Origin of the sequence: Imbroritus primus (assembly GCF_964332355.1) — a bacterium.
GTDB lineage: Bacteria > Pseudomonadota > Gammaproteobacteria > Burkholderiales > Burkholderiaceae > Imbroritus > Imbroritus primus.
The window spans coordinates 2,275,051-2,285,977 of sequence record NZ_OZ201293.1 but is presented as its reverse complement, the minus strand read 5'-3'; the positions used below and the strand labels follow the sequence as shown (position 1 = coordinate 2,285,977).

The window sequence follows — 10,927 nt, the reverse complement described above, 5'->3', positions numbered from 1 at the left end:
TTCCGGCACCGGATCGGTTGCGGTGCCGGAATACAGTGGTCGTGTTGCTTATTGCACGGTGATGTTGGCCGCCTTGATCAGCGGGCCCCATTGCTCGGATTCGGTTTTCATGCGAGCGGCGGCCGCTTCGGCCGTACCGCCGTTGACCACGTAGCCGAGCTTGACCAGGCGGGCCTGGAGTTCGGGCTTGGTCAGCGCCTGGTTGACCGCCTTGTTCAGCGTATTGACAACGTTATCTGGCGTGCCGGCAGGTGCCAGGAGGAACATCCACGTGGCCAGCGTCGCCGGCGGCAGTCCGGCTTCGGCCAGTGTCGGCACGTTCGGGTAGGCCGGGTTGCGTTTCGGCGCGGCCACGGCCAGCAGACGTACGCGCTTGCTGTCGACCATGGCTTCCACCGCGCCGAGGTTTTCCATATTGAAATCGATCTCGCCGCTACCCAGCGCGGCGACCGACTGGCCACTGCCCTTGAACGGGATGTGCGTGGCATCGAAGCCCGCATTCTTCTTCAGCCATTCCGCGCTCAGGTGCAGCGTCGTGCCAGCGCCGGCCGAGCCGTAGTTGACCTTGCTGCTCTTCTTCGCCCAGGCGATGAATTCCTTGGTATCGCGGGCCGGCACCTTGTCATTGACTGCCAGGAAGATCGACTGGTCCGCCACGCTGACGATCGGACGCAGCTGCTTGGCGGCGTCATACGGCAGGTTGGTGAACATGAACGGATGGTTGATCAGCGAGGTGGTCCCCAGCAGCAGGGTGTAGCCGTCGGCGGGTGCCTGGATGACGTAGCGTGTGCCGATCTGTCCCGAGGCGCCGGCCTTGTTGTCGACGATCACACTGGACTTGAGGATCTCCGTCATCTCCTGGGCCACGAGGCGGCCCAGCATGTCGGTGCCGCCGCCTGCGGAGAACGGCACGATGATGGTGATCGGACGGCTGGGGTAGGTGTCCGCCGACGCGGCGACGGGCACGGCAAGCAGGGACGACAGGGCGGCGGCGACGCCGAATTTGAACAGGTTCACTTTGCAACTCTCCCGAATGAGTGGCCAGCGCAGGCACAAGCTGGTTTGGCCAGGCAGTTTGATAGGCACCACGAGACTACATTAAATGAACAGACCGGTCTAATATATAATTCGGCGAGACGAAACGCAAGAATTCTTTCTATGGTTAAGCACACCGAACGACCAGCTTTTCCCGAAGCAGCAAGCATGCCAGTGCGCCGGCGCGGCCGCCCGCCCAACCCCGGTCGGCGCGAGGACACGCGGGCCTTGCTGGTACGGTGCGGGACGGAACTGTGTACGGAGCGCGGCTTCCAGATCACCGGGATTGACGAGGTGCTGAAGCGCGCGGGGGTGCCGAAAGGGTCGTTCTATCACTTCTTCCGCAGCAAGCACGAGTTCGGCGAGGCGGTGATCGAGAACTACCGCCAGTACTACGAGAAACGGCTGGACCGCTTTCTCAAGGACACGTCGATGCCGCCGCTGGAGCGGCTCGATGCCTTCATCAACGAGGCGCAGTTGCGCTTTGCCCTGTCGAATTTCCGGCGCGGCTGCCTGGTCGGCAACCTCGGGCAGGAACTGGGCGGCATGAACGACAATTTCCGCGCGCAGCTGGCTGCGGTACTGAACGACTGGGAAGCGCGCGTGGCCGCCTGCCTGCAGGAAGCCATCGAACGCGGCGACTTGCCGGCATCGCACGATGCGGCGATGCTGGCTTCATTGTTCTGGAATGGCTGGCAGGGTGCCGTGTGGCGCGCCAAGTTGGAGCAGAGCGCGGCGCCGATCCGCTCATTTGGTGCATTCTTCTTCCGCAGCATCGGGCGCAAGGAGATGCCGGCGGAGTATGCGGAGCAGCCGGCTGCGTGAGCGGGGCAGGCATGCCGGCAGGGGCCTGCTTGCATGGAGTGAGGAGGACAGGACCGGCGCCGCGCAGGCGCCGGTATCAGACGGACAGCTGAATCAGCCGATCAGCTTGCGCGCGGCGGCAATCGCCTGACGCACCTGTTCGGGCGCAGTGCCGCCAATGTGATTGCGCGCTGCCACCGACCCTTCCAGCGTCAGCACGCTGTGCACGTCGTCGCCAATCAGCGCGGCCTTGTCGCCCAACCCACTGGTCGAACGTAGTTCATCCACACTCAGGTCGGCGAGATCGCAGCCCTTGTCGTCGCAGGCGCGCACCGCATGGGCCACGGCTTCGTGCGCGTCGCGGAACGGCAGGCCTTTCTTCACCAGGTAGTCGGCGAGGTCGGTGGCCGTGGCATAGCCTTGCAGCGCGGCGGCCCGCATGGCGTCCGGCTTGACCGAGATGCCGGGCACCATGTCCGCGAAGATGCGCAGCGTGTCGACCACGGTGTCCACCGTATCGAACAGCGGTTCCTTGTCTTCCTGGTTGTCCTTGTTGTAGGCCAGCGGCTGGCCTTTCATCAGCGTGAGCAGGCCCATCAGGTGGCCGTTGACGCGGCCGGTCTTGCCGCGCGCCAGCTCGGGCACGTCCGGGTTCTTCTTCTGCGGCATGATCGACGAGCCGGTGCAGAAGCGGTCGGCGATGTCGATGAAGCCGACGCGCGGGCTCATCCAGATCACCAGTTCTTCCGAGAAGCGCGACACGTGCGTCATCACCAGCGCGGCGGCGGCGCAGAATTCGATGGCGAAGTCGCGGTCCGAGACGGCGTCGAGCGAGTTCCGGCACACGCCGTCAAAGCCGAGCTGTTGCGCCACGAACTCGCGGTCGATCGGGTAGCTCGTGCCGGCCAGGGCGGCCGCGCCCAGCGGCAGGCGGTTGACGCGCTTGCGGCAGTCGGCCATGCGCTCGGCATCGCGCGTGAACATCTCCACATAGGCGAGCAGATGGTGGCCAAAGGTCACCGGCTGCGCCACCTGCAGATGCGTGAAGCCGGGCAGGATGGTATCGGCCTGCTGTTCGGCCAGATCGAGCAGTGCACCGCGCAGCGCGCCGAGCAGGGCGATGATCGAATCGATCTCGCTGCGCAGCCACAGGCGGATGTCGGTGGCCACCTGGTCATTGCGCGAGCGGCCCGTGTGCAGGCGCTTGCCGGCATCGCCGACGAGCGCCGTGAGGCGTGCTTCGATGTTGAGGTGCACGTCTTCCAGGTCGAGCTGCCATTCGAACTGTCCGGCTTCGATCTCGGCGCGGATCTGTGTCATGCCCTTCTCGATCGCGACTCGGTCGGCTTCGGCGATGATGCCCTGCTTGGCCAGCATGGCGGCGTGGGCGAGCGAACCCTGGATGTCGAACAGGGCGAGGCGCTTATCGAAGAACACGGAGGCGGTATAACGCTTCACGAGGTCCGACATCGGCTCGGAGAAGCGTGCCGACCAGGCCTCTCCTTTTTTGGCGAGCTGGGAAGTCATGGCAATGAGTCTGGAAGAATGCAGGGCGGCCGGGCAGTGCCTGGCCGGGAAGAGTGGAAGTATACCTTGAGCCCGCCGGCTCGGGAAAACTGGCGCCGGCGGGTGTGCGGCAGGCGCGGCGCAGGTAAGGGATGCGCCGCTTGGTCATGCGGCAAGCGATCCCGCGCGTGCAGGATCGCCAGTCGTGCTTAACCGCTGCTTTAACCGCTGTTACGCAGGCCCGCAGCGATCCCGTTGATCGACAGGTGGATGGCGCGCCGCACGCGATCGTCGCTGCTGTCGGGGCCGCCAGCGCGGAAGCGCTTGAGCAGTTCGACCTGCAGGTGATTCAGCGGATCGAGGTAGGCGAAGCGGTTCTGGATCGAACGCGCCAGCAGCGGGTTGTCCGCCAGCCGCTCGCTGCGGCCGGTGATCAGCGCCAGCATGTCCGACGTCAGTTGCCATTCCGCGCTCATGCGCGTGAAGACGCGCTTGCGCAGCGCCTTGTCCTCGCACAGCTCGGCGTAGCGCGAGGCCACGGCCAGGTCAGTCTTGGACAGCACCATGTCCATGTTCGACAGCAGGTTGGCAAAGAACGGCCATTGCTTGTACATGGTGCGCAGGGTGCGGACACGCGCCTGTTGCATCTTTTCGCCGCCAGCCTCCTTGAGCCACTGTTGCACGGCAGTGCCGAAGCCATACCAGCCCGGCAGCAGCAGGCGACATTGGCCCCACGAGAAGCCCCAGGGGATAGCCCGCAGGTCTTCGATGCGGCGCTTTTCTTTGTCGACCAGCTTGCGTGATGCAGGGCGCGAGCCGAGGTTGAGGTCGGCGATCTCGGTGATCGGCGTGGTGGCAAAGAAGTAATCCTTGAAGCCCGGCGTCTCGTAGACCAGGTTACGGTAGGCCGCAAACGCATGGTCGGAGAGCGCCTGCATCACCGTCTCGAACTTGCCGAGATCGTGCGGCGCATTGCGCGTCGGCAGCAGCGAGGCTTCGAGCGTGGCGGCGATCACCGTTTCCAGGTTGCGCCGGCCGATGTCGCGGTTGGCGAACTTGCTGGAAATGATTTCACCTTGCTCGGTCAGGCGCAGCTGGCCGTTAACCGTACCCGGCGGCTGCGACAGGATGGCCTGGTAGGTTGGGCCGCCGCCGCGTCCCACCGTGCCGCCGCGGCCGTGGAACATGCGCAGTTTGATCTTGCGCTGGGTGAAGCATTCCACCAGCGCCAGCTCGGCCTTGTACAGCTCCCAGTTCGAAGTGAGGAAGCCACCGTCCTTGTTGGAGTCCGAGTAGCCGAGCATGACTTCCTGCTCGCCGCCCTGGTGGCGGATGATGGCGTCGAAGCCCGGCAGGTCCAGCAGGCTCTGCATGATGACTGGCGCATTGCGCAAGTCTTCGATCGTCTCGAACAGCGGGATCACCATCAGGTCCATCGACGTATCGCGCTGGCCGGCGCCGAAGCAGCCATGCAGCATGCCGCCTTCCTTGAGTAGCAGCATGACCTCGACGAGGTCGGACAGGGTTTCGGTGTGCGAGATGATGTAGTTGCGCGCAAGCGCCGCGCCGTGGCGCTTGCGCGCTTCGCGCACGGTGCGCAGGATCGACAGTTCCGAAGTGGTCTGCGCGGAATAGGTGATGAATGGCGAGGTCAGCAGCCGTGGCTGGGCCAGTTCACGCAGCAGCAGGGCCAGCTTGTCGGCCTCCGGCAGCGCGGCGTAGTTGGCCTCGACGCCGGCCGTGGCCAGCAGTTCGCTGATGACGGCCTCATGGATGTCGGACGACTGGCGCAGGTCGAGCGAGGCCAGGTGGAAGCCGAAGACGTCGATGGCACGGGCCAGCGCAGCCACGCGCGTGTGTGCCAGCGCGGCGGCGTGATGGCGCTCGAGCGAGGCCATGATGACGCGGATGTCAGCAGCAAAGGCGGCGGCATCGGCATACGGCGGGGCTTCGCCAACCGGGTGGCGCGTCGCATCACGGCCCGTCAGGGCGCGGCAGGTGGCGGCGAGGCGCGCATACACGCCGGTCAGGGCGCGGCGGTACGGCTCGTCGCTACGGTGTTCCGAAGTATCTGGCGAGGCCGCTGCCATGGCCAGCAGTTCGTCGCTGGCATCGACCAGCAGCGTCGACATCGAGAGCTCCGCGCCCATCGCATGGACTTCTTCGAGGTAGTACGACAGCACGACGGTCGATTGCTGGCGCGAGGCATAGAGGAAGGTGTCGGCGGTGACGTTCGGGTTGCCGTCTCGATCGCCTCCGATCCATGAACCCATCTGGAAGAAGGGCGCCAGCGTCTTGGCCGGGGCATTCTTCTTGCGGCTGCGACCGGCCGGCAGCAGGGTATCCAGATCCTCGTCCAGGTCGAGATACAGGGCAGGGATTTCCTTCAGGAACGTGGCGTCGTAGTAGGACAGGGCGTTCTCGATCTCGTCGGCCACCGCCAGGCGGTTCTCGCGGATCATCCGCGTCTGCCACAGCGTGGTGACACAACCGCGCAGATGCAGCGTATTGCGCTCGCGCTCGCGCGCGGTCATCGGCTGTTCGCGCGCTGCCAGCAGGCGGGCGATCTCGCGCTCCGCATCGAGAATACTCTTGCGCTGCACTTCGGTCGGGTGGGCCGTGAGCACCGGCATGATGAGCGCGGAGCTGAGGAATTCGCGCACGTCGCCGCTGGTGAGGCCAGCCTCGCCCAGCGCCTGCAGCGCACGGGTCAGGCTGCCGGCCTGCGGCGGTGAGCCGGCCAGCGCATGGGCGCGGCGGCGGCGGTTATGGTGCTGGTCTTCGGCAATGTTGGCCAGGTGCGAAAAGTAGCTGAACGCGCGCACCACCGAAGTGGTCTGGTCGCGGTTGAGTTTCTTTAGCAACCGATCGAGTTCCGTGGCAGCCTTGCGATCGTCCTCCCGGCGGAAACGCACTGCGGTCTGGCGGATGGTCTCGACGGTTTCGAATGCCGCCTCCCCTTCCTGTTCCCGCAATACGTCGCCCAGCAATCTGCCCAGAAACCGGATGTCCTCGCGTAATGGCAAATCCTTGTCCGAGGAACCGGTGGAACGTTTCATTGAATCTGTCTCCCTGTTGTTTTCGTGCGCCTGTGCGGCGTCCAGTCTGGCCCGCATGCTACCATTCACGCATGCCTCCGGCCCCATTTTTCAGCTCAGTTCCTTGCATTCTTCTACCGTGACACCCGCCCCTGCGAAGCTCGTTATCGCCTCTCGAGAAAGCCGTCTTGCCCTGTGGCAGGCAGAACATGTCCGTGCTGCATTGCAACAATACTATCCCGCGTGCGATGTGTCCATACTCGGAATGACCACAAGAGGCGATCAGATCCTTGATCGTTCACTGTCCAAGGTCGGCGGCAAGGGCCTGTTCGTGAAGGAGCTGGAAGTCGCGCTGGAAGAGGGGCGCGCCGATCTCGCCGTGCACTCGCTCAAGGATGTGCCGATGGACCTGCCGGCAGGATTTGCGCTGGCCGGCATCATGGAGCGCGAGGACCCGCGCGATGCGTTCGTGTCGAACGACTATGCGAGCCTGGCCGATCTGCCGGCCGGCGCCGTGGTCGGTACCTCCAGCCTGCGCCGCGAGGCCTCGTTGCGCGCGCGCTATCCGCATCTGCAGGTGGCGCCGCTGCGCGGCAATCTCGATACCCGCCTGGGCAAGCTCGATCGCGGCGAGTACGCAGCCATCATCCTTGCTGCTGCCGGCCTGCGACGCCTCGGGCTCGGCGCGCGCATCCGCGCGCTGATCGACGTCAACGACTCCTTGCCGGCTGCCGGACAAGGCGCGCTCGGCATCGAGATCTGCAGCGCGCGCGACGACGTGCGTGCCTGCCTGGCACCGTTGCTGCACCAGCCCACCGCACTGGCGGTCAGCGCTGAACGTGCGGTGTCGCGCGTGCTCGGCGGCTCGTGCCAGGTGCCGCTGGCGGCGTACGGCGAGTGGCGCGATGGCGTGCTGAGCCTGCGCGCCTTTGTTTCGTCGACCGATGGCGTGCGCCGCCTGGAAGCATCGATGGAAGGCCCGGTGACCGATGCCGTGACGGCCGAACAGATGGGACGCGCCGTGGCAGCCGACCTGTTGCGCCAGGGTGCCGATGTCATCCTGGCCGAGTTGACATCTTCTTCCGCTCCCCCAGCGCCCTGAGCCGAACGCCATGCCAACGTCCCCGCGTCCGACCGTTGTCATCACCCGCCCGCGCGAGCAAAGCCATACCCTGGCGCAGGGTGTCCACACCCTCGGCCTGACGCCGCTGGTCTTTCCGCTACTGGAAATCCGGCCGGTGGCCGACAGCGCGCCGCTGGCCGCGGCCTTGTCGGACCTGTCGCGCTACGCGCTCGTGGTGTTCGTCAGCCCCAATGCTGTCACGCATGCCATGGCCTGCCTGACCCAGGTCGCCCAGCGCTCGCCTGGCGATGTCTGGCCGGCCGACGTGCCGCTCGCCGTCGTGGGGCCCGCCAGTGCGTTGACGCTCGCCGAGCACGGCATCGCGCCGCCCCGGCATCGTATCGTCCAGCCGGCCGGGAGCGCCGAGGAGGCGCGCTTCGATTCCGAGGGCCTGTTTGCCCGCCTGGACATGGCCAGCCTGCAGGGCAAGGAAGTCCTGATCGTGCGCGGCAATGGCGGCCGCGAATGGCTGGCCGACCAGTTGCGCGCCGGCGGCGCGACCGTGACCATCGTCGAAGCCTATCAGCGCCTCGCACCGCAACCGTCGGAGGCGGACTGGGCGGCTGTGCGCGCCGGACTGCAGGGCGAGGGCCCGGTCCGCGAGCGGCAGGCGTGGCTGCTGACCAGCTCCGAAGCCGTGCGCTACCTCGACACGCTGGCCCGCGAGACACTCGATGCCACCGATCTGGCGCGGCTGCACGAGGTCCAGTGCTTTGCGCCGCATGCCCGCATCATCGAGCAGGCGAGGGCGCTTGGCTTTACCCATCTGCAGTTGACCGGCGCGGGCGATACACGCCTGCTGGCCGCCGTGGCGGCATGGGCCGGCATCAACCAGGAAGAGGCTGCGGCGGCGCAGCGTATGCCGTCGTCCGCCTCTTCAGCCTCGTCAGCCTCAACATCGTCCTCGCCGCGTACGCCAGCCGCGCAGACGATGTCTGCCGCAGCCGGTATGAGCGGCAACGACATGCATGCCAATTCCGCCGCGTCTTCTACGGCGCGGTCCCCGGACTCAAGGGTTGAACACGTGACAGGGACGCCTTCGACTGCGACTTCTTTCCGGCCATCGATGATGCGCTGGTGGTTTGTGCTGGTCCTCATCGCCGTACTGGCGATCGGCGGGCTGTGGTGGATGCAAAAGCGTATCGACAGCCTGACCGGCGAGCTGGCGCGCCGCCAGCAGGCCAACGACACGCTCGTGCAGGAAGCGCGCGTGCTGTCGCGCGAGGCGCAGGCATCAGCCAAGACGCTGCAGGCCAAGGTGGGCGGCCTCGAAACGCAGATTACCGAAGCGCGTCAGCACCAGGTGGCGCTGGAACAGCTGTACCAGGATTTCACGCGCAACCGGGACGACTGGGAACTCGCAGAAGTCGAGCAACTGCTCAACAGTGCCTCGCAGCAACTGCAGCTCACCGGCAACCTGCAGGCTGCGCTAAGCGCCGCGCAGAGTGCCGACGCGCGCCTCGCCCGCGCCGACAAGCCGCGCTACAACGCGCTGCGCCGGGCGCTGGCGCGCGATATCGAACGCATGAAGGATGTCCCGTCCACCGATATCATTGGCGCCGCCATCAAACTTGACGAGGCCATCCTGCAGATCGATACGCTGCCCTTGCTGTCGGGCGAGACCACGCTTGAGCGCGAGCCACGTCCGACGCATGCCGCGAAGCCTGCCGCTCCCCTTGGTGGTAACCCTGCCGGCAACCAGGGTGCCAGCCCGACCGCTGCGCAGGAAGCCGAGGCTGCCGCCGGGTCATGGCGTGCTCATCTCGCGCCGGTCGGCGCATGGTTCGCCGCCGTGTGGGCGGATGTGCGCGACGACGTGCTCGGGCTGATCCAGGTGCGCCGCGTCGAGCATACCGAAGCGATGCTGCTGAGCGCCGACCAGGGCTGGTTCCTGCGCGAGAACCTCAAGCTGCGCCTGCTCAATGCCCGACTGGCGCTGCTGGCGCGCAACGATGCCTCGTTCCGCGGTGATCTGGAGATTGCCAACAAGCTGCTGGTGAAATATTTCGACAGCAAGTCGCGCCGGGTCGCGAGCGTGCAGTTGCTGCTCAAGCAGGCGCAGGCCTCGGCGGTCTCGGTGACGCTGCCGACGCTGGCGGAGAGCATGGATGCGCTGCGCGCGCTGAAGCGGGAGTAAGCCCATGCGCATCCTCTTCTGGCTGGCCATTGTCGTGTCCGCCGCCGTCGGCCTGGCGCTGTTCACGCAATTCAACCACAGCAATGTGGTGATCTTCTATCCGCCGCATCGCATCGAGCTGTCGCTCAACTTCGCGCTGTTGCTGCTGTTCCTGGCGTTCGTCGTCATCTACACGGTGCTGCGGACCATCAATCATCTGCTGGCCCTGCCGCAGCGTGCCGCGCAGTACCGCGAGCGCAAGCGCATGCTGCGTGCACAGGCCGCCATGCGCGAGTCGATGGAGATGCTGTTCGCCGGACGCTTCGGCCGCGCCGAGCGCCTGGCGCGCGAGGCACAGGCGTGGGAGCCGCAGGTCGAGACCGCGGCACTGGTGGCAGCGCGCGCGGCGCACCGCATGCAGGAGAGCGGGCGGCGCGATGCCTGGCTGGCGGAAATCGCCGCGCCCGAGCGCGAGCAGGCCCGGCTTGTCTCGAGCGCCGAGATGCTGGTCGACGATCTCGATGCCGATGCCGCGCTGGAGAAGATCTCGCAGCTGCAGGCTGCCGGCATGCGCCAGATCCATGTGCAGCGCATCGCCTTGCGTGCGCACCAGCACCTGAAGAACTGGCCCGAGGTACTGCGCCTTGCACGCTCGCTCGACAAGCGCAATGCCCTGCATCCGACGGTGGCTGCGCGGCTCAAGCGCACGGCATGCGAGGCCATGCTCGACGAGCGGCGGCACGATGCGGACCGGTTGCGGCAGTTGTGGCAGGAATTGAGTGCCGACGAACGCCGTTCAGCGCCGATCGCCGCGCTGGCCGCCGGACACTTTGCGGCGCTCGGCCAGCACGATGAGGCGCGCCGGATCGTGGAAGAGGCGCTCAAGGCCGAATGGGATGGCCGCCTGGTGCGCCGTTACGCGGAATGCGCGGTGCCCGGCAAGGCGCTGCCGCTGATCCAGCAGGCCGAGAAATGGCAGGTCGATCATCCGGTTGACGCCGACCTGTTCTACACCCTGGGCATCCTGTGCCTGGCGGAACAGCTCTGGGGCAAGGCGCAGGCCAGCCTGGAGCGCAGCCTCAAGTATGCAGACCCGGAACAGGCGGCGCGCCTGCGTGCGCAGGCCCACCTGGCGCTGGCCCGGCTCTTCGAGGAAACAGAGCGGCCGGACGAGGCCCAGCGCCACTATCGCGCGGCAGCCCAGTGCGCACTGGAGTGAACTGCGGCGCAGATCGGCTCATGCAGGACGGGCGGCTCTCAGGCCGCCCGTTTTCATTGGCGCCTCAGGTGCTTGCCCTTGGCGAC

At 66.3% G+C, this 10,927-nt stretch carries 7 protein-coding genes; 4 read left to right on the top strand and 3 right to left on the bottom strand.

Annotation, left to right across the window (positions count from 1 at the left end; genetic code table 11):
- Window positions 1-48: 48 nt before the first annotated feature.
- Entirely contained in the window at window positions 49-1,017 is a 969-nt protein-coding gene (locus ACQ3C8_RS10435) for a Bug family tripartite tricarboxylate transporter substrate binding protein (protein ID WP_428851524.1), read from the bottom strand.
- Between the two features lie 186 nt (window positions 1,018-1,203).
- Here ACQ3C8_RS10435 and ACQ3C8_RS10430 point away from each other — a divergent pair, with 186 nt between their 5' ends.
- Window positions 1,204-1,860 (top strand): TetR family transcriptional regulator C-terminal domain-containing protein, encoded by a 657-nt coding sequence (locus ACQ3C8_RS10430; RefSeq protein WP_428851523.1) that lies wholly within the window; start codon window positions 1,204-1,206, stop codon window positions 1,858-1,860.
- Between the two features lie 93 nt (window positions 1,861-1,953).
- Here ACQ3C8_RS10430 and argH read toward each other — a convergent pair whose 3' ends face one another.
- Both argH and ppc read right to left on the bottom strand, forming a co-directional pair.
- Window positions 1,954-3,366, bottom strand: a complete 1,413-nt coding sequence (gene argH, locus ACQ3C8_RS10425; RefSeq protein ID WP_428851522.1) for an argininosuccinate lyase — start codon at window positions 3,364-3,366, stop codon at window positions 1,954-1,956.
- Between the two features lie 200 nt (window positions 3,367-3,566).
- Window positions 3,567-6,404 carry a phosphoenolpyruvate carboxylase gene (gene ppc / locus ACQ3C8_RS10420; protein ID WP_428851521.1) on the bottom strand — a complete coding sequence of 946 codons (2,838 nt, stop codon included), beginning with the start codon at window positions 6,402-6,404 and terminating at the stop codon, window positions 3,567-3,569.
- A gap of 55 nt (window positions 6,405-6,459) precedes the next feature.
- On the opposite strand from ppc, the gene hemC reads away from it, so the two are divergent.
- The 3 genes from hemC to ACQ3C8_RS10405 are packed head-to-tail and all read left to right on the top strand — an operon-like array spanning window position 6,460 to window position 10,841.
- Window positions 6,460-7,485, top strand: a complete 1,026-nt coding sequence (hemC, locus tag ACQ3C8_RS10415) for a hydroxymethylbilane synthase (RefSeq protein ID WP_428851520.1) — start codon at window positions 6,460-6,462, stop codon at window positions 7,483-7,485.
- Between the two features lie 10 nt (window positions 7,486-7,495).
- Complete coding sequence (gene hemDX, locus ACQ3C8_RS10410) at window positions 7,496-9,643, top strand: fused uroporphyrinogen-III synthase HemD/membrane protein HemX (RefSeq protein ID WP_428851519.1); 2,148 nt, start codon at window positions 7,496-7,498, stop codon at window positions 9,641-9,643.
- Between the two features lie 4 nt (window positions 9,644-9,647).
- Window positions 9,648-10,841, top strand: a complete 1,194-nt coding sequence (locus ACQ3C8_RS10405; protein ID WP_428851518.1) for a heme biosynthesis HemY N-terminal domain-containing protein — start codon at window positions 9,648-9,650, stop codon at window positions 10,839-10,841.
- Window positions 10,842-10,927 lie beyond the last annotated feature (86 nt).